The following is a 24,587-nucleotide window of genomic DNA, read 5'->3' as shown; positions in this document are numbered from 1 at the left end:
GTCGATGGCGGGAAACAGGTTAAACACGGGCCTTCTCCCCTTTCGGCGCCGACCACGCCTGGCAGATGGCGACGAAGTTGCGCAGGATCTTCTCGCCCACGGGGCCGCTTTTCTCCGGATGAAACTGCGTCCCGCACACGGACCCCTTCGCCACCACCGCCGGCACCAGGGTACGCCCGTACTGGGCCGCCGCCAGCAGGTGTCGCTCGTCCTGCACCACGGCGTGGAAGGAGTGGACGAAGTACACGTAATCCCCCTGGCGCACCCCTGCGAGCAGCGGGTGATCCTTGACCACCGTGAGGTCGTTCCAGCCCATGTGCGGTACCTTGACGTCGTTCGGGAAACGCACCACCTTGCCCGGGAACACCCCGAGCCCCACGTGCGATCCATGCTCCTCGCTGAGCGAAAACAACAACTGCATGCCGAGGCAGATGCCCAGCAGCGGCCGGCCCTCTCGGACCGCGCCGCGCACCACGTTCAAGAGGCCCGAAGCGCGCAGTTGAAACATCGCGTCGCCAAACGCGCCCACGCCCGGCAGCACCACGCCCGTCACGTCGCCCCGCGCCGCCATCAGCTCTTCCCAGGCTTCACCCCGGGCGATCACGGTCGTCTCCTCGCCCGCCCGCAGAAAGCCGCTGCGCACGCTCGACAGGTTGCCGATGCCCAGGTCCAACACCGCGATCATTCCAGCACCCCCTTGCTGCTCGGCACCGCGTCCCCGTCGGGCCTGACCGCCTCGCGCAGAGCGGCAGCAGTGGCCTTGAACAGCGCCTCGATCATGTGGTGGCTGTCCTCGCCGTAGAGCACCGCCAGGTGCAAGGCGAAGCGGCCCTCGTTGGCGAACGACTTGAAGAACTCCCGCACCAGCTCGGTCGGGAACGTCCCCACGCGCTCTGCCGGGATGTCGGCTTTGAGCACGAACGCCGGACGTCCGGAGAGGTCAATCACCGCCCGCGCCAACGTCTCATCCATCGGCGTGTGCCGCTCCCCGTAGCGGCGGATCCCCCGCTTGTCTCCGAGCGCCTGGTGCACGGCCTTCCCCAGGCACAGGCCGATGTCCTCCACCAGGTGGTGATCGTCCACATCCACGTCCCCGTCCGCCTGTACCGTCAGGTCAAACCGCCCGTGCACCGCGAACAGGTGCAGCATGTGGCGCAAGAACGGCACTGGAAACTCCAACTTCGCCTGGCCGCTGCCGCGCAGGTTCAGACTCAGGCGCACGTCCGTCTCGCCCGTGCGCCGCTCCACCGCCGCCTGCCAGCGCGGGCTGGCCCCGCGGCACCGACCCCCGCGCCCGCGCGGTCGCCTTCCACCGGCCGGTTATGCCAATCCGCCATCCCGGCTCCCTCCTTCTGCACGGATGGCCACCGCGCGCGCGTGTGCGGCAAGCCCCTCGGCTTCCGCCAGTGCGGTGATGTCCGCCCGGTGACGTGCAAGGGCTTCCGGCGTGTACGCCACCCACGTCATCCGCCGCATGAAATCGAGCACCCCGAGCCCGGACGCGAAGCGCGCCGTCCCGTGCGTCGGCAGCACGTGGTTGGGGCCGGCGTAGTAGTCCCCCACCGGCTCCGGCGTGTGCGCGCCGAGGAACACCGCCCCCGCCGCCCGCACCCGCGGCAGCCATCGATCCGGCTCTCGCACCAACAGCTCCACGTGCTCCGGGGCGCTGCGGTTCACCACCTCGATGGCCTCCTCCAGCGACGAGGCCACCACCACCGCGCCCCAGCGCTCGAGCGCCGCTCGGGCGATCTCCCGCCGCGGCAACTCCGCCAGCTGCCGTTCCAGCTCCTGCTCCACGGCGTCCGCCAGCCCCGCGTCCACTGTGACCAGGACCGCGCCCGCCTCCGGATCGTGCTCCGCCTGAGCGAGCAGGTCTGCCGCCACAAAGCGCGCGTCGGCCGTCTCGTCGGCGACGATGAACACCTCGCTCGGCCCGGCCACGCTGTCGATCCCGACGTCCCCCATCACCAGGCGCTTGGCGAGGGCCACGTACAGATTGCCCGGCCCGGCGATCTTGTCCACCCGCGCCACGCTCTCCGTGCCGTACGCCAAGGCAGCGATGGCCTGCGCGCCGCCGACGCGGTACACCTCCCGCACGCCGAGCAGGTGCGCCGCCGCCATCACCAAGGGGTGCGGCAACCCCGTGCCGCGCTGTGGGGGCGAGACCAGCACCACCTCGTCGACGCCCGCCACCTGCGCCGGGATCACGTTCATCAGCACCGTCGACGGATACGCCGCCCGGCCGCCTGGCGCGTACACCCCGACCCGCCGCAGCGGCCGCCAGGTCATGCCCATCCGCTCTCCGTCCGATCCCGCCGCGTCCACATCCGCCGGCCGCTGGTGCTCGTGAAAGCGCCGGATGCGATCCGCCGCCCGCTCCAGCGCCCGCTGCAGTGGCGCATCCAGGGTCGCCCAGGCCCGCTCGAGGTCGGCGGGATCGACCCGAACCCTCCACGTGCGTCCCGCCAGACCCGGGTCGTCGAAGGCCTCCGTGTACCGCCGCAGCGCCTGGTCGCCTTCCCGGCGCACCTGCGCCACCATCTCCGCGACGCGGCGCACCGCCTCGTCGTCCGCCGCGGCCGTCCGCTGCCAGTCGAAGGATCCTGCCTCCATCCTCACCAGCTTCATGACTCCACCGCCTCCCGGGTCAGCGCCTGCGCCAATTGATCCGTCACCCACTGGATGGCCTGCCGCTTCGTCCGGTAGCTGGATCGGTTCGCGATGAGCCGCGCCGATACGTCCATCACCTCGTCGAACACCACCAACCCGTTGGCGGCCAACGTCGCGCCGGTCTGGACGAGGTCGAAGATGCGATCGGCCAGCCCGATGACGGCCGCCAACTCAATCGAGCCGCTGAGCGGAATCGTCTCAACTGCGACGCCGAGGCTGCGGAAGTACTGGTCGGCCAGGCGCGGGTACTTGGTCGCCACCCGACGCGGCCGCCGATCCCGCTCCTCCGGCCGCCCGGCCACGCACAGCTTGCAGCGCGCGGCATGCAGGTCCAACAGTTCGTACACCTCGCGCCCGCTCTCGAGCAGGACGTCCTTGCCGACGACGCCGATGTCGGCCACCCCGAACGACACATAGGTCGGGACGTCGGCCGGTTTGGCGAGGAGGAAGCGCAGGGGCCCGTGGACCGGGGACTCCATCTCGAAGACAAGGGCGCGGCTGTCGTCGAGATCGACCGGGGCGGGCAGTCCCGCGCGCCTCCACAAGGGCACCACCCCGTCCGCCGTGCGCCCTTTGGCCAGGGCGATGGTCACCATGGGGATGCCTCCTCTCCTGACGCGGTAGCCCGGATTCGCCCGGAAGATTCCGTCTCGCCAGCGGGGCTCGCGCCCCGCTCGTCCGCCTCGTGCAACCACTCGCCCTCGGTCTGCACGGTCAGCAGCCGCTCGGCCTCGAACGCAAACCCGATGGCCGGGGCGGGCGTGCCGAACTGCACCAACAGATCGTCGTAGCGGCCGCCGAGGGCGATGGGCGCGCCCGCGCCGGGCGCGAACACCTCGAAGACGATCCCGGTGTAATACGTCAGGTCCCGCACGAGCGTGAGATCGAACGACACCCGGTCCGCCAACCCCCGGCGCTGCAGCACGGCCGCGAGGTCACGCAGCTCCTTCCACGCTGTGAGCGCCCGCCGGCCGGCTTCGCTGTCCGCGAAGCGGCGCAGGAGCGGCTCGGGCAGGTCGGCGGCCAGCGGATCGAGCGTGGACAATTGATCCAGCACGTCGTCGGCGACGCCGGTGGCTGCACTGAGGGCGCCGATCACGCCGCGGAACCCGACATAATCCCCGCGCGCGAGGCACAGCGTCAGCGATTCCGCGGTCTCCGGCGCGATGCCGTGCGCCTCCAGGAAGGCAGGTGCAAAAGCGGCGTGGCTCGCGACCATCTGCCAGCCGTCCAGCTCCAGCGCCTCCAGCGCGGCCTGGCAGAGGGCGATCACGTCGGCATCCGCCTCGGCGCCCGACCGACCGATCCACTCCACGCCGACCTGCGTCGACTCGGCCGCCTTGCCGCTGGCCCAGGAGAGCGACGCGGGATCGTTCGTGCGCCGATATACCCGCTCCGCGTACGACCAGCGGATCTCCGTGGTCCCCGCCGCGAGCAGCGGCGCGGCCATCCGGGCGATGGAGGGCGTCATCTCGGGCCGCAGCACCACCGTCCGCCCGGTGGCGTCGACCATGCGCAGCCAATCCTCCGCTTCGCTCGATGCGCGCCCGCGCAGCAGGGTATCCACGTACTCCAACAGCCCGCAGGAGACCATCTCGAATCCGTTTTGCTCAAACACCCGCAGCAGCTTTGACTCCAGCTGCCGCCGTTGCCTGGCCTGCTGCGGATACACGTCCCGCATGCCGAGCGGCCGATCCGCCCAGCGCTGCTGCATATCTATCGACATTGGCATCACTCCGCTACGTCCATCACGGGCAGCCACCGGCGCTCACCCACCGGTGTGCCCGGATGCTGCCAGGTCTTCATGCGAATTCCGGTTCGCGCCACACGCGGCACGCGGCCGATCCGGGCCGGTGACCACCCTTACGATGACCACACTTACCGCCAGTCTGCACCATCCCGCCCCGGCATGCAAACGCTGGCTGGCGTTCGCGCACCGACGGCCGCGCGGGCGCGCCGAGGTACCCGTTGTTCACGTGCATGTCGGTCTGAGCGGCGCTTACGCACGCCCTTCGCTTTAGCTTGCTAATATACTAAAGTACTTCTCGATTGTAGCTGGGGAAGAGAGTGGCGTCAACCCGAGGAAGTGTGAAGAGGGAACAGGTGCGGATCGCAACCAACCGCATGTGGTGCGTTGGTATGCGACGCGAGGACTGTCTTCCGACCCGCTGACGAACCCGTAGCGACAGATTCGCACTTACGGTACTGGCCCGGGTCCATCATAGCGGCAGACACCGCCCCAGGAGCCGCGGCACCAGCAGGCCCACGAACAATGCCGCCGGGACCACGTACATCCACACCGCCCAAGCCGATGTCGAGTCCGTGCCCGACAGCAGGCCGTGGAGAGTGACCAGGAGGAACACCGGGATCGACAGAAAGTGGATGCTGCGCCATACCCGCGGCCTGATGTACGGGCGCAGGTACGAGGTGACCAACAGGACCGCCAGCCCATACAGGGCCAAGACCCCGAAGCCTGTGAACAGCGGCCGGTACGACGCCGCGAAGGGCACGAACAGCTTTGGCAACGGAAACGGGATCGTCGTATCCTCGTGCAGCCCCCACAGGTGTAAGACGAGAAAGGCGATCACGAGGCTCGACGCGAACTGGTGCCACTGCGTCACGAGGCGGCGGGCCTTCCATCGATCCCACATCCCAGCGCTCGAGGTCAGCCCGAGGAGCGCCGTGAACGCCAACAGCTCATACGCAGTGAACCCCGCCGCGCGCTCCATGTACCAGAAGACCAGGTTCTTCTCCTGCTCAGGCGGGAACATCGCCACCACCCAGGCGTACGACGCCGCGATCACCAGCAACAAAAACACCACGGCCCCCGCCAGCGGGTACCAGGTCACCCGCTCTTCTGCCGCATCCACGCGTGCCGCACCTCCCCGTCCGCCGTGATCATCGCCCAGCCCCGCTGCGGCTGTCTTTCCAGCCACGCCGATCCCGCGTCACGGCCCAGCAACAGGGCTACCTTCGCCAGCACCTCCGCCACCACCAGCCGCTCGTGCAACACCGTGCACGAGACCACATCCGTCTGCGCCGGGCGTCCCGTCCGCGGGTCCATCAGATGGTGGACGATGCGATCCCCCGCCTGCCAACGACGCCGGTACGTCGCGCTGGTCGCCACCGCCAGCTCCCAGACATCCAAGGTCAGCGCGGGAGCCGCGCCGCCGAACGGATCGTCGATGCCGACCCGCCATGGCCGTCCGCCGCACCAACCCGCGCACACCATGTCCCCGCCGGCGCTGACGATGAACTGCTCGAGCCCCGCTCCGCGCAGCCACGCCGCCACCTGCTCCACGATCCAGCCTTTGGCGATGCCGCCGAGATCGATCTCGCTGCCCTCCGCCACCTTCACCCGCAGCGCACGCTCATCCAGTTCGTAGGCCGGCCCTGCCCCGGGCAGCTCGAGGCCCCCGGACGCGGTTTCCGTCGACTTTTTAGGAGATGTCAGCCCGGCACGTTGCAACGGGGGCGCCGGCTTCAGCTCGGAGAAGGACACCCCGTACCCCGCCGCCCGCATGGCCCGCCCGAGCCCCGGATGGAACCAGCCACCCGTTGCCCGCCGCGCCTCTTCCGCCAGGCGCAGGACCTCCATCGTGCCTGGGTGCACCGCCACCCAGCGCCCCGCCTCGGCGTTGATGCGGCTGATGTCGCTGTCGGGATGGAAGCGGGACAATCGGCGCTCCCACACCGCCACGAGCCGCGGCACCTCGTCCAACAGGCGCTCCAAGTCGGTGCCGCTTGGCAAGCGCTCCACTGGGGGCGTCTTTGCCAAGCCGTCCCGAACCACCATTACCTCCACCGTGGTGCCCATCGCACGGAAGCTGATGCGTACCAGGTCATGGCGGCCTTCCATCACGAGCCACCTGTTCGGATATCCGGCGATTGCGACGCGCTGATGCCAGCGCCACCGAAGCCGCGATGATGATGCCTGCCCCCGACCGATCCGCTGAAGCCCCCGCCACCGCTGTACCCATACGCCGAGCTGCCCCCGGTCGACCCCTGCGCATCCTCTCCGGCATACCCGGACGATCCGGCAGCCTCTCCCGAGTCATCTCCCGCACCGCCCGCGCCATCTCCAGTGACGTGTGCAGCGGAGCCACCGCTGGTCGCACCCGATCCAGCGGCCGCCGAGCCGGATCCGATCGATCCGCTCGTCCCCTGCGATCCCGCTCCCGCCGACGCCATCCCGGTCCCAGCTCCAGTAGTCGTCTGGCCCGACCTCATCGCGGCCGATACGGGCGATCCGCTGATGGTGTGCCACAGGGTGAAAAATCCGGCCACCGAAGCCGCCACCGTGCCCCAGGAGAACACCGACAGCCATCTCGCCTGACGCGCTCGCCGGCGCTGCTGTTTCATCGCTTTCTCCGCCCGCGCGGTGTCCCGGATCGACATCCCCGGGGATGCCGGACCCTTCGGGTCGCGCTTCGGATCCAGAGCCATACGAACCCCCCATTTCGGCAAAACCCGCACATCTTGCTACAGGTATACCCGGCCAACCTTGAATTTCGCTCGAAACGATTGCATGCGTCCGGGACACCCGGAGGATTGTGGTAAGATGGACAAGTCGGAAAGAGAGAGCGGTGATTCACAGTCAGAGCCATCCAAATCTTCAATCGTTTCGGAGGGAATCGACATGCCGCTGAAAGAGAGCGCACAGCGGGTGCAGGACGCACTCCGTCAAAAGGGGTTCACGAACCAAGTGGTCGAGCTGCCGGAGAGCACCCGTACCGCCCAGGAGGCCGCCGAAGCCGTCGGGTGCAGCGTCGCGCAGATCGCGAAGTCGCTCGTGTTTCGCACCGTGCACAGCGGCCAGCCCGTGCTCATCATCGCCAGCGGCGCCGGGCGTGTGGATGAGCAGCGGATCGCAGCGCTGTGCGGGGAACCGGTGGAAAAGCCCGATGCGGACTTCGTGCGCTCAGCGACGGGATTCGTCATCGGCGGCGTGCCGCCCATCGGGCACGCCCAACCGCTGACCACCTTCATCGATCAGGACCTGCTCGCCCTCGACACCCTCTGGGCCGCCGCGGGGCACCCGAAAGCCGTGTTCCCGCTCACGCCGGACGAGTTGGTGCGGATGACCGGCGGCGAGGTCGTCCAGGTGCGGTGAGTGGCGGGCGCGGCGTTCCCCCCGCACCTCACCCCCCCGCGCCGGAGAGCATCCGCTGCCAATCCGGGGACAGGTACGGGCACGCCGCCAACGCTTCCGTGGCAGCCAGAAGGGCGTTGCCATCCACATCCGCGCTCCCCATCACGTCCCCGCGCCGCGTCAGGCCGCGCAGCCCCAGGTGCACCTCGTGAGCGCGGCGGATGGTCCACTCCGGGCACGGGCGCTCTAACCGCTCCACCGCGTCCCCCGCGGCGACCCAACCAGGCTGCAGGACGCGCGCGTACCAACCGGATCGAAAGGTCGATTCCACCCGCGCCACCAGGTCGGGGACGCCGACGCGCCGGGCCAGCTTCCAGCAGGGTGATCGCGGTTGCGACACCTGCACCACCGCCCCGTCCGGGCCGCCGATGCGGTACACGTCGCCGATGCAGACCGACTCCTCGTCTAGGTCTGTCACCGTCAGGTTCTCCCCGAACCAGCCGCAATCCAGGTCGGCCAATCCCAGCTCCGCCCGCCACCGCGGGTAATGCCCGGCGCCGTACCACAGCACCGCCCGGTGCGGCCCGCCGTGATGCACCAAATCCGCCTGGGTGTCCCCGTCCAGATTCTCCACGCCCAGCCATACCCGGCCGGACACCGGCGTCTTCCATATCGCCGACGTCCACGCCACCGGGCGGCCGTCGGACGCCTCGGTGAGCGCCTCCCGCGGCCGGCCCACCTGTACCGACAGCACCCGTGCCGTCATGCGTCCACCGACCCCATTTCCAACCCAACTTGCACCGCGCTCGCCCCAATGGACAGCCGCCGCGCGAAGGCCTTCATTCGTCGATCGAGCCCGTTTCCTGGTACCGCTTCGCCATACGGTCGATCTCCTTTTTCAGCTCGCTGACCAGCTCCGCCTCCGGGATCTTCCGCACCACCTTGCCCTTGCGGAACAGAAGCCCCTCGCCGCGCGCCCCGGCGATCCCGATGTCCGCCTCGCGCGCCTCGCCCGGCCCGTTGACCGCGCAGCCGAGCACCGACACCTTGATGGGCGCCTTGATGTTCTGGAGATACGCCTCCACCTCATTGGCGATGGCGATGAGATCGATGTCGATGCGCCCGCAGGTCGGGCACGATACCAGGGTCGGGGCATTCGAGATCAGATGGAAGGTCTTCAAAAGCTCGCGCGCCACCTTGACTTCTTCCACTGGGTCGGCGCTGAGCGACACCCGAATGGTGTTGCCGATGCCCATCGACAACAACGTCCCCAGGCCCGCCGCGCTCTTGATGGTGCCGCTGTACAGGGTCCCCGACTCGGTGATGCCCAGGTGCAGCGGGTAGTCGAACGACTCCGCCGCCAGACGGTACGCCTCAATGGCCAGGGGCACGTCGGACGCCTTCATCGACACGATGATGTCGTGGAAATCGAGCTCCTCCAGGATCCGGATGTGGTGCAGCGCGCTTTCCAGCATCCCCTGCGCCGTCGGATACCCATACTTCTCCAGGATGTGCCGCTCGAGGGACCCGGCGTTGACCCCGATGCGAATGGGGACCCCCCGCTCCTTGCACGCCTTCACCACGGCTTCGACGCGATCGCGCTTGCCGATGTTGCCCGGGTTGATACGAACCTTGTCGATTCCGTTCTCGATCGCCTTCAACGCCAGCCGGTGATCGAAATGAATGTCCGCGACCAGCGGGATATGAATCTGCTTTTTGATCTCCTTGATGGCCTCCGCGGCCTCAGGATTATTGACGGTCACGCGCACCAGTTCGCAGCCGGCCTCTTCCAGACGGTGGATCTCCGCCACGGTCGCCTTCACATCGGCGGTCTTGGTGGTGGTCATGCTCTGGATGATGACCCGGTTGCTCCCGCCGATGGTGAGGTTGCCGACGCGCACCGGGCGCGTCTGCGTGCGGTGATACATGTCCATCCCTCACCTTCCGTTGCACGCCCATTATACCGCAAATCGTTTTTCCATTCGGGGCCTGGATCTGTTACATTAATGACGGGTTTTCAGCACGTCCTGCACACCCGCGCGCAGGCAGGCCCGTTTGGGCAGTCCTCCTCGGCCGCGGCCCAGGGCGCCGCCCCGCGCCGGGTGATTTGGATTCTGAGAGGTGACTGGCATGCTTACCATGGACGACATCGTCCGCTACCTGGGAGACGAAGCGGACGCCCTGTTGGGCCACGAATGCAAGACCATTCCCAAGCAGGCCCTCACGGTCCCATCGCCCGCCACGGTGGACGAGGTGTACGCCCACTCGGACCGCAACAACCAGGTCCTGCGCAACCTTCAGCAGCTGTTCAACACCGGCCGCCTCGCCGGCACCGGCTATGTCTCCATCCTGCCGGTCGACCAGGGCATCGAGCACTCGGCGGGCGCGTCTTTCGCCAAAAATCCGGCCTACTTCGACCCCGAGAACATCGTCAAGCTGGCCATCGAGGGCGGCTGCAACGCTGTCGCGTCCACCTTTGGCGTGCTCGCGCTGACTTCTCGCAAGTACGCCCACAAGATCCCGTTCATCGTCAAGATCAACCACAACGAACTGCTCACGTATCCGAACAAGTACGATCAGGTGATGTTCGGCAGCGTGCGCCAGGCGTGGGAGCTCGGCGCGGCCGGGGTCGGCGCGACCATCTACTTCGGGTCCGAGGAGTCCACTCGCCAACTGCAGGAGGTCAGCGAGGCGTTCCAGGAAGCCCATGAGCTCGGCATGTTCACCGTGCTGTGGTGCTACCTGCGCAACTCCCGCTTCAAGCAGGACGGCGTCGACTACCACACCGCGGCCGATCTCACCGGCCAGGCCAACCACCTGGGCGTCACCATTGAGGCGGACATCATCAAGCAGAAGCTGCCGGAGACCAACGGCGGTTACAAGGCGCTCAATATGGAAGGCAGCAGCTACGGGAAGACGGACGAGCGCATCTACACGCAGCTGACGTCCGATCACCCGATCGACCTCACCCGCTACCAGGTGGCCAACTGCTACATGGGCAAGATCGGCCTCATCAGCTCCGGCGGACCGTCCGGACAGAACGACTTCGCCGAAGCCGTGCGCACCGCCGTGATCAACAAGCGCGCCGGCGGCATGGGCCTCATCTCGGGCCGCAAGGCGTTCCAGCGCCCGATGGAGGAGGGCGTCAAACTGTTGAACGCCATTCAGGACGTGTACCTGTGCAAGGAGATCACCATCGCGTAAGCCAGCCGAGACTTCCAGATTTACAGGACTGCGGGGCCTGCGGGCGGCTCCCGGTCCGCCTGCCTTCGCGGCTCACAGCCCGCTCACGGTCAAAGGCCCGCCGTACCCTGCGGCGGGCCTTTGCTGTTCACGAATACCGCAGTAGCACCATACCCACCGTGAAGAACACGACGGCGATCGCGGCCAACACACCCATGGAGAGCCAGGTCTCCGGCGCCGCTCCCCAGCCGAGGAGGGCCGCCTTGAACCCGTTCACCGCCCATCCCTGCGGGACGAACCAGGCCAGCCGCTGCATCCATTCCGGTTCGATGTCCAGCGGCCAGTACGCACCGCCCACCATGCTGGTGGTCACGGCCACGAACGTGCCGACGCCCATGTGCTGCTCCGCGCTTTTGACGAGGCTCGCGATGCACAAGGCAATGCCGCAGATCGCCAGCACGTACAGCGTGACCACCGCGATCGCCAATGGATTGAGCGGGACAGGGGTGCCGAAGACCGCACCCGCCAAATACAGGATGGCGAACTGCACCCAGCCCACCGAAAAGAACGCCAACCCGTAGCCGGCAAGGACCTGCCAGCGCGGCGCAGGGCTGGCGAGCAACCGGTCCCACACCCCGCTGCTGCGATGCAACAGCACCGTGCCCGTGCTGCCGAACACCGTGAAGATGATGAACATGAGGGCGACCCCGATCACCGCCTGCTGATCCTGCGGCAGGCTCGTCGACGCCGTGTCGGCCCCCGACGTGCTCACGGCGCGGCTGACGAACGCGGGCGTCAGGTGTGCAGCCCCCTTCATCCCTGCTGCGAAGGCATCTGCCCACGGGTCCCCGCCGCTGCCCCCGGTTGCGGCCGCATGCCCGGTCCGCGCCTGCTGCACGCCCGCCTCCCCCAGCAGCGTCCACTCTTGCATGCGCTCCTGCAGCCGCTGGATGTCCGCCTGGGTGTCGGCACTCACGTTCGGCGAATTGACCCAGATGACCTGTGGCGTCTGCCCGCTCAGCGCCACCGCCTGAAATCCGTGCGGAAAGGTGACGATACAGGCCGCACGGAACGACCGAAGAGCATCCCCGAGGGCGTCGTCCGCCATCTCCTCGACGTGAACGCCGTCCGTCTGGCGCAGCGCGGCGATATAGGCCCTGGAGACGACCGTGTGGTCGTCATCCACCACCGCGACCGGCAGCACCTTCTCTCCGATGTGAGGCAGAACGCCGAACACCAACAGGAACACCACCGGCATCACCAGCATGTATACCAGGTTGGCGTAGGTTCGCACCGTGCCCATCCAAAACCCTTTGATGATGGTCCAAACCGCCATCGTCGTCTCCCCCTTTCACGCCACCGCGGGCCGCCGCAGGGCAGCCGCCAGCAAGCAGACGAGCGCCACGGCGAGCAGATATCCCGCGGCCACCCACACCGCGTGCCACGACACGCCCATGGCGGAATCCAGCCAGGTGCGGAGGATGCGGCCGTTTGGCAGAAACTGCGCCAAGCGCTGCACCCACTCCGGAAATCCAAAGATCGGGTACATGCTGCCTCCCACAACGGCCATCACGTTGACGCCGATGCCTGCGATCCCGTCCACCACCGACTCGGACCGCACCCAGCGCCCGATGAGCAGCGACAGGCCTGAGAGCGCCAACAGGTAAGAACCGGTCAACACCCCCATCTGCAGCGGCGGACCAGCGTCTGCCCCCAGGATCCATCGATACGCGGCGAACAGGACGAGGCACTGTGCGGTGAGCACCACAAGGGTGGAGATCAGGTCTCCAACCGCGACGGCGGAAGCGGAAATCGGTCCGGCGGCCATCCGTTTGAATTGGTCCGACTGCCGGGTGCGAACCAAAACGCCTGCGCGCTGGACCGCATGCAGCAACAGGAACATCGCCATCATCGCGTAGGCGTAATACGTCTTCGCGTTTAACGGTCGTGTGCCCGGAGCCGTCTCCCGGATCTGCAGCGGCTCACCGGCCGCAGCGGACGCGGGAGGCAGTCCGCTCTCCATGGCGGCACGCACCGCCGACCACCGGCTGCCGAAGCCATCGACGAATTGCTGCACCAGCCGTTGGCCGAACTCCTGCTTGACCGGCGCCTCCACGTCCACCTGGACAGATCCTCCGTGATCGATCCGGTTGGACACCCCGTTCGGGATCTCCAGCGCCACGTCCGCCTGCCCGGACGCCAGGGCTTGGCGGGCCAATTCCGCACTCCCAGCCTCCGAGACGCGGAACAGCGATTGATCCTTCAAGAACGAAGTCAGTTGCCGGGCATAATCGCCGCCGTCGGCGTCATGGACCACCACCCGCACCACGGGCAACGGTTTCCCGCCAAACAGGCCGTTCAGCGCGAAGCCCAGGATGGCCGTCAACACCAGAGGCATGGCCAACGTCAACAGCGTTGCCTTGCGATCCCGCACCAAATCCAACATCTGAGCCCACACCATCGCCCACACCAGGCGCATCAGGCGTCCCCCCCGTCGCGCAGTCTCCGGCCCGTCAGCTGCAGGAAGGCGGCCTCCAGATTCGGGCGCTCGATGTCAATCCGCACGGGTGCGATCCCGTATTGGGACAACGCCAACACCGCCTTCCCGACGGCTGGACCCGGGTCTCGCACCTGAAACGAGATTCTTCCATCCCCCGCCTCGACGCGTTCCGCAGGGACCGCCTGCTGCAGCGCGTCCAAGGCGGACGCCGGGTCGCCGTCGAGGTCCATGCGGACCGTGGACAGCCCGCCCGCCAACAGCCTGACGTCATCCAATGCCCCATACGCGATCATCCGCCCGTGGTCGAGGATGGCGAGGCGATTGCACAAGTACTCCACTTCCTGCATGTAGTGGCTCGTATAGATGACCGTCATGCCTTCGCGGTTCAACTGCCGAACGGTGTCCAGGATGTGGTTGCGCGACTGCGCGTCGATGCCCACCGTCGGCTCGTCCATGATCAACACCTCAGGGCGGTGGATCAGGCCGACGGCGATGTTCAGTCTCCGCTTCATTCCTCCGGAAAACCGATCCACCCGCTGCTTCCGATGGTCCGTCAAGCCTGCCACCCGCAGGCACCACTCGACGTTATCCCTCAGTCTGGCACCGTGAACACCGTACACCTGCCCCCAGTAGCGGAGGTTTTCCTCAGCGGTCAACCGCTCGTGGAGGGCGATGTGCTGGGGTACCAGCCCCAGGCGCTGCTTGACAAACCGGGGATGCGTGCGCAGGCTGTGCCCCTGCAGCAGCACCTCCCCGTCGTCCGGCTGAATGAGACCGGAAACCATGGCGATGGTCGTCGATTTCCCGGCCCCATTGGGCCCGAGCAGCCCGAAGGCGTCCCCCGGCGAGACGGTGAAGCTGACACCATCCACGGCCACGTGAGACCCGTAAGTCTTGCGCAAATCCCTGACCTCCAACACGCCGATTCCCCCATTCCATCTCCTTGCGCGTCCTCATCGTATCAGGGGCCGGCACCGTGCAGACAGTGCCAAACGGCATAAAAAAAGCCCCCTGAAAGGGGGAGGTTTCTCACACGTCCATGACCTTTGTCATCCCATGGGCAGAGCAGCCCCGGCCCTCACGGATCCACGCGTGACCCGCTCACGCCAAAGCCTCTCCGGACCGCGTATACGGCGGCCTGCGTGCGGTCGCGCAGGCCCAGCTTTGCGATCACGCTGCTCACGTGATTCTTCACAGTCCCCTCGCTCACAAACAGTTCACGAGCGATCTCCCGATTCGACAAACCCTGGGCCAGGCGGTGCAACACCTCCCGCTCGCGGTCCGTCAACTCTTCCTCCCCCGGCAAAGGTGGCACCGTCGCCCAACCCCCCGTGCCGGGCCCGGCGGTCTCCGCGTGCATCCCTTCCGTGTGGACAGCGGCGAGGAATTCGCTCGCCACCCGCGGCGGCAAAACCGCTCCGCCTTCCATCACCGTGCGGATGGCCTCGGCAATCTCCTCGGCTCGCATGTCCTTCACCAGATAGCCGTTCGCTCCTGATCTCAGCGCGTCCACTATGTCGGTTCGGTCGTCATAGGTGGTGAGCATCAACATACGCAGGTTCGGTCGGAGCCGGCGCAGCTGACGGAGAGCGGATATCCCGTCACCGCGAGGCATGCGGATGTCGAGCAGGACCACGTCGACCTCCTGCTGCTGGGCCAAGCGAACGGCCTCCTCGCCGTCGCCGGCCTCTCCCACCACCTGAATGTCCGGCTCCAGCTGCAACAGCGTGCGCAGCCCATCGCGCATCAGGCGCTGGTCATCGACAATCATCACGCGAATCATGCCGTCATCCCTCCACCACCGGGACCCGTACCTGCAAGCGAAATCCCTGTCCGGGGCGGGTGTCCGCATGGACGTCCCCGCCCAGCCGTTGTACCCGTTCGCGCATGGTGCTCAGCCCGAAACCGGCCAGCGTCCCCTTCGCACCGCGCCCGTTGTCGGACACGTCCAGCATCACCATCCCATCCGCCATCCGCAGGCGAATGGTGACGATGGTGGCGCGGCCATGGCGGTGAGCGTTGGTCAGCCCCTCCTGGATGGCCCGATAGAGCACCCCGAGGCAATGCATCGGCAGGATTTCCACCCCTCCTGCGTCGAAGCGCACCTCCATCCCGGTCATGGCACCGTACTGGATCGCCAGCCGGCGCAGTGCCTCCACGCCCTCCCCGGCCACCTGGCTGCGAAGCGCGTGCACGGACCGGCGGACATCGGCCAGGGATTCCTGCGCCAGCACCTCACACACCTCCAGATTCCCGACGGCCGCGGCGCTGTCTCCCTGCGCCAGGACGCGGCGGGCGGCCTGCAGCTGGACGAACAGGGCGGTCAACCGATGGGCGACCGTGTCGTGGATCACCCCGGCGATCCGGTTCCTCTCCTCCGCTGCCGCGAGGCGATGTACCCGCTCGGCGTATTCGTTCACCTGCTCGTTGTATCGGGAAACCTGCTCGGTTCGCCGCCGTACCTCCTCCAAAGCCGCCCGGTGCAATGTGCGTTCGCGGCACAATGTCCGCCACAGATGTTCGCAAGCCACCACCAATCCCGATACTATCAAGTACGGCAGGTGTGTCCAGATCACGGTCAGGACAGGCAGTGGGACGGTGCGCACGGCCGAAACCACGGCCGTGACGACCCCCAGGGAGGCCGCCCCATCCAATCCCCACTGCAGCCGTTCGCCCAGTGCCAGCGCCGCGGCTGTGCCCGGTGGTGTCCAGAGAACGACGAGAAGGCGAACATCCGGCTCCGCGTGCGCCGAGAACCACGCCGCCAGCACCCAGGAGATCACGCCCTCCACCAACACCGTGCGGCCTCGAATCTGCGGCCACGCTGGATGCGACGAGTGGCTGGCCAGCACGGCGCTGGTGCCGCTGAATACTGCAGCCGCCACTGCGCAGACCGCCGCCGTGTCCAACCTCGGGTGCGTGACGGCAAACGTGATCACTGCGGTCATCCAGATGATCCAGCGCAGCAACCACAGGAAGGGACGCACGGGAACCAACTCCTGCTCGATGTAGCGTGAGGCATGCGATCTGCATCTGCATACATTCGGGCATGCATCACCCATATTAGAACATATTAGAAGATGAGGTGGTTGCTTTGGGACAAAACAACGTCTTTGAGCCAGGCTGGGAAGTGCCGAATGACGGATGGTACGTGGAGATCGGGGAACATCCGGACAGTCAGAACCTGCACAATCCGAATCGAGTGTATCTGAAGAAAGGGGACGCATTTCCCCACACCCGCAATCGCAACCGCAAGTGGACCCGCGACAACAACCGCAATTCGTGAGACTTCGCCGGCGGCGCGTCGAGACAGGAACCGCGGATCACCCTCGGCCAGCGTCCGTCCGAACGGCGGTCCGCCAGGGTCGGCAGTTCGCCATCACGCCGACCCTGTCCCATCACCGGACGCCGTTGGGAACGGGTTCCACCCACGCCTTCGCAGGGGGTGTCAGCAGGCGGTACCCCCAGTAGGTGATCCCCCATCCCAGAAACATCACGCCCCAGAACAGATCCCCCCATCCCATCCGGGCCGATGTCCCCGCCATGGAGATCACCAACACGCCGAACGCCAACCAGAGGTTCCCGTACAGGAATCGAACTGGGGCCTCTCTGCGATACGTCTTCCACGCCGACCAGACCGCGATCCCGATGACCGCCGCGGCGCCGAATGTGTTCAGCGGGATGAGCACCCCCAACCAGGCGCCCGGTGCCAGAATGCCGGTCCCGGCCTGCCCGGCCAGCGCCGCCAGGGCCTGCGGGCGAATGGGGGCGTTCGACAACAGAACGCTACCTGCGGCGCCTGCCACCGTGACCGCCGACGCCATCGCCCACACCCACCTGGGGCGCAACACCAACGCCAGGCTGCCCAGCCCCATCCAGGCGGGCATCCACAACGCCCCGAGGGTGTAGTACAATCGAAACCACACCTCGGCGGCCGCGCCGGACGCCCAGAGCGCGCCGCAATAGCTGAACGACGCGACCGCCGAGGCCGCCAGCGATACGCTCCAAAACAGGTGGCTCAGACGTCGGTGCTGCAGGTACCGCCTGAAGACCGACCACAGGAACACGATGCAAACCCATCCAGTTGTGAATGCCAAGGTCGAGCCCACGCCCATCCCTTCTCCAAGCCGGACCGCCACGCCGCTCCGTGACACCCCATACGCGCAGGGGGCGGCCCGGCGCCCGGACCATGACCGGGAACGCGTCCGGCAGAATGTACGGAAGCCGCCGCGGAAGCTCCACGGCGGCGAGCGATGCAAGTCCGTTTATTTCTTGGTGTTCGACAGATACGTCGTGTACTTCAGGATCAACAGCGTCAGCGCCACGAAGGCGAAGATGCCGAGTGCGAACAGCAGCGGTTGCATCGATTCCCCTCCTCCGCCTCGCGCGAGATCTTCAGCTGGTCAGTTTGATGCCGCACCATGCGGCGAACTGTCCCCAGGTGATGACGTTCTCGATGATCAGAATCAGGATCCCGGACACCGCCGAGTACAACCAGACGTTCATGGCCACCGGGAAGAACTTGTTGATGTGCGCCTTGTTCGGAAAGCTGGAGTACCAGCCCGCCACGGCCAGAAGGATCATGCCGACGAGGTTCAGCAGAAACTGCATGGCCGCCGTCGGGGCGTATATGGTCGCCACCTGTTTGCTGTACCCCGCAAACCAGATCATCAGCCGGAACTGCGTCAACAACACGACCGCATAGGTCAAGGCCGCCAACGCCAAAGTCCCGTTGAAAGCGCGCCATTTGTCCCGGACGAAAAAGGACGCGGCGATCAGCAACAGCACGGTAGAGATGATGGAAAACAGGACTGCAAAATAAGGCAGGTCTTTCAACAAGGTATCGTCCAAGACAAACTTGGTCGGGCTCCAAGCCCTCAAGTACACATTGGACGCGACGAACGTCCCCGTGGTAAACGTGAGCGCAGCCAGTCCGCACCAGACCGCGAAGTTTGCGTTGCCCTGATGGTCGACATGCTCGTCGTGGTGGGCGGCGTGCCCCGCCGCATGTGCATGTTCGGTCGCCATCCTGATCCTCCTCCGTTCCCAACGTGTCCGCTACACGCGTTGCTCGTAGTCACAGCGGATTGACAATCATCGCCAGGCAGATCCCGGTGAGGTACACCAGGGAAAACCGGAACAGCCGGTTCGCCCATGCCAAATCGTCCTTTGTGAACAGCCCCTGAACCGCACGCCATAAGAAGATGACGCCGAGCACCAGCGCGACCAACAGGTAGATGACCCCCGCAGCCCTGAGCGCATACAGCAGCAACGAAACCGGCACCATGGCCGCCGTGTACACCAGTATTTGCCATTTTGTCTCGGTATATCCGCGCACAACCGGCAGCATCGGGATTCCGGCCGCACGGTAATCCTCTACTCGCTTCATCGCGAGCGGCAGGAAGTGTGGAGGCTGCCACAGGAAAAACACGCTGAACACCACCCACGCTGCCAGATCCAGACGGCCGCCGCTTCCGGCAGCGTACCCGATGAGTGGCGGCATCGCCCCCGCCAATCCGCCGAGGACCGTGCTGAGCGTGGTGGTTCGCTTCAACCACACCGTGTACACATATGCGTACATCACGAGGCCGACAAACGCGCATGCCGCCGCCGTCCCGTTGACCCAACCGGCGAGCAGCACCAATCCGGCTGCACCGAGGGTGAGTCCGATGACCAAGGCCGACAAAGGCTGCACCTTCCCCGCGGGCAAAGCGCGTCCGCTCGTGCGTTCCATGCGCACGTCGATGTCGCGATCGACGAAATTATTGAGCGTCGCCCCTGAGGCAACCACCATCGCTGTGCCGACGAGCGTGATCGCCACCGTGCTCCACCCCGGGTGGCCATGGGCACCCATCCACAGGCCGGCCACTGTCGCCATCAGGTTGGCCGTCGTGATCCCGAGCTTCATCAGAGAGATATAATCGCGCCACTTTCCGTATCGCTGCTGCGCCTCCTCGCCGCGTACGCGCTTCGCCGCCATCCCGTGCACCGCCATCGTCTCTCCCTCCTTTCACCAGGGTCACCGAGACGGGTTCGGCTCGACGAGGGCCACTCCATCCCTGTGGCCGTCCTCGTCTGTGTCCGCGCCCGAATGAAAAGCCCGCGCACCGTCTTCCGCCGTCTCCCCCGTCAAGCCCTGCAACAGAGCCGCGCATGCCACCAACACACTTGCCACGGTCCAATGGACTGTGGCCAATGCGAGCTGCAGCGCCGTCGCCAATGTCAAGAGGCCAAGCACCACTTGGACCCCCACCAACGCGAGGCACCCCCAGGCCCAAGGGACGAGGACCCTCGTCCGGCACGCCCTGACCGCCAGAAACAGTGCAGCGGCGGCGAGACATAGGCCGGTTACCCCGTGCACGCCAAGCATGAGGTGGGCCTCCCCCAATGACGGCATCGCGGTCTGGCCGTGGCTCGCCAGATAATCGTCGCGCCCGAACAGCGCCTCACTCTCGCCCGTGTGCCGAAACAACGCCCCCGCGGTCACAGCCGCCCACACCGCACCCGTGAACGCACGGGATGCCGGGCGAAGCCTTCGGTACGCTTCCACCCGCGGTTCGCCGGAGTGGATGTCGAACACCACGCGAGAGCGCGCGACCGCGCGAGGGCGAACGCGCATGGCGATGGTCACGGACAACGAAAGCAGGAACATGCTGTTCAGCACGTCGATGGTGGTGGTCACCCCCGGCGCCTTGACCAGGACAATCAAGCCACCGACCACGACCTGCAACAGCAGGGACGACACAGCCCAAACGCTCAGGCGAAACAAGCGCGCGTCTTCCCTGCGGTGGCGCCAGGCCTGCACGGCGACGGCCGCCACCAGCACCACGACCAGCAGCGCCGTCGCCCGGTGCACCAGTTCGAGCGCGATCAGGCCGCTCGGCCTGGGAAACAGCACGCCGTTGCACAGTGGCCAATCGGGACAGGCGAAGCCCGCATCCTCGCCGACGACCAATGCCCCCAAGGTCATTTGAATGCCAATGACGATGGACGTCATCATCGGCAGTCGCCAGCTCACGCGCTTCACCTCCCCGCCGAACCCTCCTTGCACCGCCGTGCCCGTACCGCCGCCTCAACGCGTTGCTCCGCCACAACGGCCCGCGCGCAGGCGGAACAAGCCCACTACGCGGACTCCTTGCTCGCCGTGAGTTCCTCCGGCTTGTACGGACGGTACGGCGAATCCGTGACGACCGGAATCTCATCGAAGTTGTGCTCAGGCGGCGGCGAGGACACCGTCCACTCGAGGGTGCGGGCGTGCCAGGGGTTGTGGCCCACCTTGCGGCCGTACTTGGCCGAGATCATCAGGTTGTACAGGATGATGATGGTGCCAAGGCCAAGGATGTACGAACCGATGGTCGCAACCTGGTTCCAGGTCTGGAAGATGGGCGCGTACGACGCGATGCGTCGCGGCATGCCCGCCAGGCCGACCAGGTGCATCGGGAAGAATGTCACCTGCGTGCCGATGAAGTACAGCCAGAACCCGAGGTAGCCCAGTTTCTCGTTGTACATGCGGCCGGTCAACTTCGGGAACCAGAAGTGGATGCCGGCCATGATGCACATCACCGCGCCGCCGAACAGCACGTAGTGGATGTGCGCCACCACGAAGTACGTGTCGTGGAGGTGCATATCCAGGGGCACCGCCGCAACGATGGTACCGCTGAAGCCGCCGATGATGAACGACCCGATGAACCCGAGCGAAGCGTACATCATCGGAACGGTGTACTCCACCGCACCCCGCCACATCGTCGCCAGCCAGTTGAAGATCTTCACCGACGTCGGAACCGCGATGACCAGCGACGAAATCATGAACGGGATGCCTGCGGACATCTGCATCCCGGCCACGAACATGTGGTGCGCCCACACGAAGAAGCCGAGGAAGCCGATGGCCACGCTGGAGTATGCGATCGCGTGATAGCCGAAGATCGGCTTGCGCGCGAAGACGGGTATCACCTCGGAAATGATGCCGAACGCGGGCAAGATCATGATGTAGACCGCCGGGTGCGAATAGAACCAGAACAGATGCTGGTACATCATCGGGTCGCCGCCGGCGGAGCTGTCGTAGAAGACCGTGCCGAAGTGGCGGTCGAGCAGCAGGGTCGTCACCGCCCCGGCCAGAGCGGGTGTCGCGAACAGCTGCATGTACGCCGTCACCAATGTGCTCCATACGAACAGCGGCAGCCGGTTCCACGTCATACCCGGCGCCCGCATGCGGTGAACGGTCACGATGATGTTGATGGCACCGAGGATGGAGGAGAGGCCGACGATGTGAATGGCCATGACGAAGAAGTCCATTCCCGGTCCCTGGGAGGTCAGGCTGTACGGCGGGTACGCCGTCCACCCGGAGTCGGGCATCCCGTACACCATGCTGAGCAGGATGGTGATGCCCCCGACGAAATACAACCAGTAGCTGAGGGCGTTCATGCGCGGGAACGCCATGTCTCGCGCGCCCACCTGGAGCGGAACCAGGTAGTTGGCGAACGCACCCATCAGCATCGGGATGATGACCAGGAACACCATCACCGTTGCGTGCATCGTGAAAAACTCGTTGTAACTCTGCGCGTCGAACACGCCCTTGTAGCTCAGCAGGTCGGTGCGCACCAACAATGCGAACAGACCGCCGATGAGAAAGAAGAACAGGGCGGTGACGCCGTACATGATGCCGATCTTCTTGTGGTCCACGGTGAGCACCCACTCGCGGACGAAGGACCGGCGCGGCACCTGCAGGACGGCTTCCATGTTCACACCACCTTGTCTCAGTTTGCCCGCTCATCCGCCACCCCGTGCGGGGTGCCGAAGAGAGGAGTGCACCGGACGGCCCAGACGCCGGGGAGCCTTCCGGCCCGATGGCGACGAGCGGGTTGCCCAGGCGTCACGATGGCCTACGACTTCGCCTGCTGTTTCTGCAGCTCCGTCTGCATCCAGGTGTTGAAATCATCCGGGGACATCACCGTCATCTGGCCGACCATGATGGGATGGCCCGCGCCACAGAATTGATCGCACGGCACCTGGAATTGCTTGCCCACGTCCTTGGCGTCCACATTCACCCAGAACTGTGTGATCCGGCCGGGAAGTGCGTCTTGTTGGATGCGGGCCTCAGGTATGTAAAAGCCGTGGATCACGTCAGCCGAGTGAATGTCGAACAACACGTTCTGCCCCGCCGGGATCCGCAGGTCGTTATGGGTGTCGAGCCCGTTGGGATACTTGAACTCCCAGAACCATTCGTGCCCGATGACCTCGATCACCAGCGGTTTCGCCGGCGGGTTCTGCGCCTCATAGACGTAGCGCACACTGTAGGCACCCATGAAGACGAGGATCAGGGCGGGGATGAGCGTCCACACCGTCTCCAACACGTTATTGCCGTGGACGTTCACGCCGACCTGGTTCTTCGCCGATCGCCGGTAGCGGATCAGGAATGTGATCAGCAATACCTCGACGAGCACGAAGAAGAACGTGATGATGCCAAGCATGATGTAAAAAAGGAGATCCACATTGTGCGCCATCGAGGTCAATTGCACGGGTAGCCAAGATGATGAACTCACAACACCACACCCTCCTCGGCAGGTCTGACCGTTGCTTCATGGGCGCAGCACGATGGCAGACAGTTGAACCCGTGGGCATTGCGCCAATTGTGCGTCCTATCAGACAGCAAAAAGCAGCGAGCCGTTGGAAGGCCGCCAAATTTCCCGTATGATAGAATGCACCAATGCTCCGTCTTCCATTCCCTGCCTGGACCACCAGCCGCTCATACAACCGAATGAGGCCAAAACGAGCTGGCGCACCCCCCAAGATCCGGTTACAGTGTATCATAGTTTGCAACTGGACAGTCAAGCGAAGGAGCCCGTGGTGATCTCCATCACACGGGCTCCGTCACAATTCTTTCGCGTTTCGCATGCTGGTAAGCGTACACCAGTCCGACGGCCGCCAGTGCGATGATACCGGTCACCACGAACGGGAGATCTTCGTGGACCTGAAACAGGGCCGTCGCCAACAGGGGACCGACCACACGGGCCAGGCTGTCCATCGACGAAATGAGCCCGGCCGCCAGTCCCTGTCCGACCGTCGTCTCCTTGGTGACGACGGACTGCAGCGTCGGTTTAATGACCGTGTTGCCCGCCCCGAAGATGGTCATGAACAAGGCCGCCGTCGTGAAATCCCGCGACAGCAGGATCAGGAACAACCCGACGGCCGACACCACGAGGCCGATGTACATCGTCGGTACCTCGCGACCGTGCTTCACGTAGCGTTGGACGATACCGCCCTGGATGATGGCGCCGACGACCCCGGAAATGAAAAACATCCAGCCGATCTGCTGTGAGGTGGCCTGGATGCGGGCCATCTCGAAGTACTGCAGACATCCCTCCAAGGAGGCGATGGAAAACTGGGCCACAAAATCGACGATGTACAAGTACTTCAATGGCCCGGTGAACGCAGCCCAGCGGGACCGGCGGGAACCCTCGCCGTCCACGGCTTCCGCCGGGCGCCGCACCACGGACTCCTTCAATCGGGCCGCCGCCCAGAGGGCATTGAGCAGCGCCAAGGCCGCCGCAGCGAAAAACGGCACGGCAACGCCGAGGGTGCTGAGCATCCCACCCAGCGCGGGGCCAAAGATGAATCCGACACCGATGGACATGCCCGCAAACGCCATGCCCTTGGTCCGGTCCTCGGTACTGGTGACGTCGGCGATGTACGCCATCGCGGTCGCCGTCACCGCGCCGGAGAAGCCGCCACCGATGAGGCGAGAGACGTACATCAGCCAGAGCCAGTCTTTCGCCAGGCCGAAGACGGCGAAACTGACCGCGAAGCCGATGAGCCCGGTGATCAGCACCGGTTTCCGGCCGATCCGGTCGCTGAGGCGCCCCCACCACGGAGAGATGAAGAACGCCACCGCCGAATACACCGCGAGCATCATCCCGAGATGGATGGGGCGCGCACCCGTGCCCTGCACCATCAGCGGCATGACCGGGATGATGAGCCCGAAGCCGATGAACACCGTGACGAGCATGACGAGGATCACGCCGAGCCGTTTGATCATATCTCCGTCCCCCCTCCGCTGTCCGCCCGCCGGGCGGTCCGCCATCGCGTTGAACACATCCACCCGTTGTTCCCGCATTTACACGGAATCAAGCATAGCACGTGCGCGGA

The 24,587-nt window shown here is 65.8% G+C and carries 26 protein-coding genes; 3 read left to right on the top strand and 23 right to left on the bottom strand.

Going from position 1 to position 24,587, the window contains the following annotated elements; genetic code table 11:
* Positions 1-19: 19 nt before the first annotated feature.
* From hisH to N687_RS0117075, 9 genes are all read right to left on the bottom strand, one after another.
* The gene (gene hisH / locus N687_RS0117110; RefSeq protein WP_051663385.1) at positions 20-685 is read right to left on the bottom strand and encodes an imidazole glycerol phosphate synthase subunit HisH; all 666 of its coding nucleotides are present in this window, start codon (positions 683-685) and stop codon (positions 20-22) included.
* The gene (gene hisB, locus N687_RS0117105; RefSeq protein ID WP_029423022.1) at positions 682-1,248 is read right to left on the bottom strand and encodes an imidazoleglycerol-phosphate dehydratase HisB; all 567 of its coding nucleotides are present in this window, start codon (positions 1,246-1,248) and stop codon (positions 682-684) included. Before hisB ends, hisH begins: the two co-directional genes overlap by 4 nt.
* The gene (locus N687_RS25200; protein ID WP_269320503.1) at positions 1,212-1,337 is read right to left on the bottom strand and encodes a hypothetical protein; all 126 of its coding nucleotides are present in this window, start codon (positions 1,335-1,337) and stop codon (positions 1,212-1,214) included. Before N687_RS25200 ends, hisB begins: the two co-directional genes overlap by 37 nt.
* Entirely contained in the window at positions 1,321-2,628 is a 1,308-nt protein-coding gene (gene hisD, locus N687_RS0117100; protein ID WP_029423021.1) for a histidinol dehydrogenase, read from the bottom strand. Before hisD ends, N687_RS25200 begins: the two co-directional genes overlap by 17 nt.
* Positions 2,625-3,266 carry an ATP phosphoribosyltransferase gene (gene hisG, locus N687_RS0117095; protein WP_029423020.1) on the bottom strand — a complete coding sequence of 214 codons (642 nt, stop codon included), beginning with the start codon at positions 3,264-3,266 and terminating at the stop codon, positions 2,625-2,627. Before hisG ends, hisD begins: the two co-directional genes overlap by 4 nt.
* Positions 3,260-4,396 carry an ATP phosphoribosyltransferase regulatory subunit gene (locus N687_RS0117090; protein WP_231493519.1) on the bottom strand — a complete coding sequence of 379 codons (1,137 nt, stop codon included), beginning with the start codon at positions 4,394-4,396 and terminating at the stop codon, positions 3,260-3,262. Before N687_RS0117090 ends, hisG begins: the two co-directional genes overlap by 7 nt.
* Positions 4,397-4,889: 493 nt before the next feature.
* Entirely contained in the window at positions 4,890-5,540 is a 651-nt protein-coding gene (locus N687_RS0117085) for a ferric reductase-like transmembrane domain-containing protein (protein ID WP_156040198.1), read from the bottom strand.
* Entirely contained in the window at positions 5,516-6,529 is a 1,014-nt protein-coding gene (locus tag N687_RS0117080) for an FAD:protein FMN transferase (protein WP_051663384.1), read from the bottom strand. The genes N687_RS0117085 and N687_RS0117080 overlap by 25 nt, the downstream gene beginning before the upstream one ends.
* Positions 6,529-7,116 (bottom strand): hypothetical protein, encoded by a 588-nt coding sequence (locus tag N687_RS0117075; RefSeq protein ID WP_029423016.1) that lies wholly within the window; start codon positions 7,114-7,116, stop codon positions 6,529-6,531. The genes N687_RS0117080 and N687_RS0117075 overlap by 1 nt, the downstream gene beginning before the upstream one ends.
* Before the next feature lie 193 nt (positions 7,117-7,309).
* Here N687_RS0117075 and N687_RS0117070 point away from each other — a divergent pair, with 193 nt between their 5' ends.
* Positions 7,310-7,783 carry a YbaK/EbsC family protein gene (locus N687_RS0117070; protein ID WP_029423015.1) on the top strand — a complete coding sequence of 158 codons (474 nt, stop codon included), beginning with the start codon at positions 7,310-7,312 and terminating at the stop codon, positions 7,781-7,783.
* 28 nt (positions 7,784-7,811) lie between these two features.
* On the opposite strand, the gene N687_RS21440 is transcribed toward N687_RS0117070, so the two are convergent.
* Both N687_RS21440 and ispG read right to left on the bottom strand, forming a co-directional pair.
* Positions 7,812-8,528 carry an MOSC domain-containing protein gene (locus tag N687_RS21440; RefSeq protein ID WP_035462460.1) on the bottom strand — a complete coding sequence of 239 codons (717 nt, stop codon included), beginning with the start codon at positions 8,526-8,528 and terminating at the stop codon, positions 7,812-7,814.
* A 73-nt stretch (positions 8,529-8,601) separates the two neighbouring features.
* Positions 8,602-9,690: a flavodoxin-dependent (E)-4-hydroxy-3-methylbut-2-enyl-diphosphate synthase gene (gene ispG, locus N687_RS0117060; protein ID WP_029423013.1), complete on the bottom strand. Its 1,089-nt coding sequence runs from the start codon at positions 9,688-9,690 to the stop codon at positions 8,602-8,604.
* A gap of 202 nt (positions 9,691-9,892) precedes the next feature.
* On the opposite strand from ispG, the gene N687_RS0117055 reads away from it, so the two are divergent.
* On the top strand, positions 9,893-10,966 hold the full coding sequence (locus N687_RS0117055; protein ID WP_029423012.1) for a class I fructose-bisphosphate aldolase: 1,074 nt from the start codon (positions 9,893-9,895) through the stop codon (positions 10,964-10,966).
* Between the two features lie 127 nt (positions 10,967-11,093).
* On the opposite strand, the gene N687_RS22500 is transcribed toward N687_RS0117055, so the two are convergent.
* The 5 genes from N687_RS22500 to N687_RS22495 all read right to left on the bottom strand — a co-directional run bounded on the left by N687_RS22500 (position 11,094) and on the right by N687_RS22495 (position 16,432).
* Positions 11,094-12,281: an ABC transporter permease gene (locus tag N687_RS22500; protein ID WP_051663383.1), complete on the bottom strand. Its 1,188-nt coding sequence runs from the start codon at positions 12,279-12,281 to the stop codon at positions 11,094-11,096.
* 15 nt (positions 12,282-12,296) lie between these two features.
* Positions 12,297-13,424: an ABC transporter permease gene (locus tag N687_RS0117045; RefSeq protein WP_029423010.1), complete on the bottom strand. Its 1,128-nt coding sequence runs from the start codon at positions 13,422-13,424 to the stop codon at positions 12,297-12,299.
* Positions 13,424-14,365 carry an ABC transporter ATP-binding protein gene (locus tag N687_RS0117040; protein WP_051663382.1) on the bottom strand — a complete coding sequence of 314 codons (942 nt, stop codon included), beginning with the start codon at positions 14,363-14,365 and terminating at the stop codon, positions 13,424-13,426. Before N687_RS0117040 ends, N687_RS0117045 begins: the two co-directional genes overlap by 1 nt.
* Before the next feature lie 158 nt (positions 14,366-14,523).
* A complete protein-coding gene (locus N687_RS0117035) occupies positions 14,524-15,228 on the bottom strand; it encodes a response regulator (RefSeq protein ID WP_029423008.1) in 705 nt (234 codons plus the stop codon).
* A 4-nt stretch (positions 15,229-15,232) separates the two neighbouring features.
* Positions 15,233-16,432, bottom strand: coding sequence for a sensor histidine kinase (locus N687_RS22495; protein ID WP_051663381.1), 1,200 nt, complete (start codon positions 16,430-16,432; stop codon positions 15,233-15,235).
* A 98-nt stretch (positions 16,433-16,530) separates the two neighbouring features.
* Between N687_RS22495 and N687_RS0117025 the strand changes: the two genes are divergently transcribed.
* Complete coding sequence (locus N687_RS0117025) at positions 16,531-16,731, top strand: YjzC family protein (protein ID WP_419670142.1); 201 nt, start codon at positions 16,531-16,533, stop codon at positions 16,729-16,731.
* Positions 16,732-16,843: 112 nt separating this feature from the next.
* Here the strand turns inward: N687_RS0117025 and N687_RS24065 are convergent, their stop codons facing one another.
* The 7 genes from N687_RS24065 to N687_RS0116985 all read right to left on the bottom strand — a co-directional run bounded on the left by N687_RS24065 (position 16,844) and on the right by N687_RS0116985 (position 24,555).
* Positions 16,844-17,554 carry a hypothetical protein gene (locus N687_RS24065; protein WP_035462458.1) on the bottom strand — a complete coding sequence of 237 codons (711 nt, stop codon included), beginning with the start codon at positions 17,552-17,554 and terminating at the stop codon, positions 16,844-16,846.
* 286 nt (positions 17,555-17,840) lie between these two features.
* Positions 17,841-18,473, bottom strand: a complete 633-nt coding sequence (locus N687_RS0117010; protein WP_029423004.1) for a hypothetical protein — start codon at positions 18,471-18,473, stop codon at positions 17,841-17,843.
* A 49-nt stretch (positions 18,474-18,522) separates the two neighbouring features.
* Complete coding sequence (gene cyoE, locus N687_RS0117005) at positions 18,523-19,440, bottom strand: heme o synthase (protein WP_029423003.1); 918 nt, start codon at positions 19,438-19,440, stop codon at positions 18,523-18,525.
* Between the two features lie 24 nt (positions 19,441-19,464).
* Positions 19,465-20,463 carry a COX15/CtaA family protein gene (locus N687_RS0117000; protein ID WP_156040197.1) on the bottom strand — a complete coding sequence of 333 codons (999 nt, stop codon included), beginning with the start codon at positions 20,461-20,463 and terminating at the stop codon, positions 19,465-19,467.
* Positions 20,464-20,567: 104 nt separating this feature from the next.
* Positions 20,568-22,181 carry a cytochrome c oxidase subunit I gene (ctaD, locus tag N687_RS0116995; protein WP_051663380.1) on the bottom strand — a complete coding sequence of 538 codons (1,614 nt, stop codon included), beginning with the start codon at positions 22,179-22,181 and terminating at the stop codon, positions 20,568-20,570.
* A 143-nt stretch (positions 22,182-22,324) separates the two neighbouring features.
* Positions 22,325-22,984 carry a cytochrome c oxidase subunit II gene (gene coxB, locus N687_RS0116990; RefSeq protein ID WP_156040196.1) on the bottom strand — a complete coding sequence of 220 codons (660 nt, stop codon included), beginning with the start codon at positions 22,982-22,984 and terminating at the stop codon, positions 22,325-22,327.
* 314 nt (positions 22,985-23,298) lie between these two features.
* Positions 23,299-24,555: an MFS transporter gene (locus N687_RS0116985; protein ID WP_331280146.1), complete on the bottom strand. Its 1,257-nt coding sequence runs from the start codon at positions 24,553-24,555 to the stop codon at positions 23,299-23,301.
* Positions 24,556-24,587: the final 32 nt, after the last annotated feature.

The sequence above is a fragment of the Alicyclobacillus macrosporangiidus CPP55 genome (assembly GCF_000702485.1).
In the GTDB taxonomy this organism is placed as follows: domain Bacteria; phylum Bacillota; class Bacilli; order Alicyclobacillales; family Alicyclobacillaceae; genus Alicyclobacillus_H; species Alicyclobacillus_H macrosporangiidus_B.
The sequence above is the reverse complement of the archived record's forward strand: the minus strand, read 5'-3'. Positions and strand labels throughout refer to the sequence as shown.

Bases quoted from the DNA above. Each gene is read 5' to 3' on its own strand.
- hisH (WP_051663385.1), bottom strand. From the start codon at position 685: ATGATCGCGGTGTTGGACCTGGGCATCGGCAACCTGTCGAGCGTGCGC.
- ispG (WP_029423013.1), bottom strand. From the start codon at position 9,690: ATGTATCACCGCACGCAGACGCGCCCGGTGCGCGTCGGCAACCTCACC.
- N687_RS22500 (WP_051663383.1), bottom strand. From the start codon at position 12,281: ATGGCGGTTTGGACCATCATCAAAGGGTTTTGGATGGGCACGGTGCGA.
- N687_RS0117010 (WP_029423004.1), bottom strand. From the start codon at position 18,473: ATGGCGACCGAACATGCACATGCGGCGGGGCACGCCGCCCACCACGAC.
- N687_RS0117070 (WP_029423015.1), top strand. From the start codon at position 7,310: ATGCCGCTGAAAGAGAGCGCACAGCGGGTGCAGGACGCACTCCGTCAA.
- N687_RS0117035 (WP_029423008.1), bottom strand. From the start codon at position 15,228: ATGATTCGCGTGATGATTGTCGATGACCAGCGCCTGATGCGCGATGGG.
- N687_RS0116985 (WP_331280146.1), bottom strand. From the start codon at position 24,555: ATGCGGGAACAACGGGTGGATGTGTTCAACGCGATGGCGGACCGCCCG.
- hisG (WP_029423020.1), bottom strand. From the start codon at position 3,266: ATGGTGACCATCGCCCTGGCCAAAGGGCGCACGGCGGACGGGGTGGTG.
- N687_RS0117075 (WP_029423016.1), bottom strand. From the start codon at position 7,116: ATGGCTCTGGATCCGAAGCGCGACCCGAAGGGTCCGGCATCCCCGGGG.
- N687_RS25200 (WP_269320503.1), bottom strand. From the start codon at position 1,337: ATGGCGGATTGGCATAACCGGCCGGTGGAAGGCGACCGCGCGGGCGCG.
- N687_RS0117045 (WP_029423010.1), bottom strand. From the start codon at position 13,424: ATGCGCCTGGTGTGGGCGATGGTGTGGGCTCAGATGTTGGATTTGGTG.
- cyoE (WP_029423003.1), bottom strand. From the start codon at position 19,440: ATGGCGGTGCACGGGATGGCGGCGAAGCGCGTACGCGGCGAGGAGGCG.
- hisD (WP_029423021.1), bottom strand. From the start codon at position 2,628: ATGAAGCTGGTGAGGATGGAGGCAGGATCCTTCGACTGGCAGCGGACG.
- ctaD (WP_051663380.1), bottom strand. From the start codon at position 22,181: ATGGAAGCCGTCCTGCAGGTGCCGCGCCGGTCCTTCGTCCGCGAGTGG.
- N687_RS0117090 (WP_231493519.1), bottom strand. From the start codon at position 4,396: ATGTCGATAGATATGCAGCAGCGCTGGGCGGATCGGCCGCTCGGCATG.
- N687_RS0117055 (WP_029423012.1), top strand. From the start codon at position 9,893: ATGCTTACCATGGACGACATCGTCCGCTACCTGGGAGACGAAGCGGAC.
- N687_RS0117080 (WP_051663384.1), bottom strand. From the start codon at position 6,529: ATGGAAGGCCGCCATGACCTGGTACGCATCAGCTTCCGTGCGATGGGC.
- N687_RS21440 (WP_035462460.1), bottom strand. From the start codon at position 8,528: ATGACGGCACGGGTGCTGTCGGTACAGGTGGGCCGGCCGCGGGAGGCG.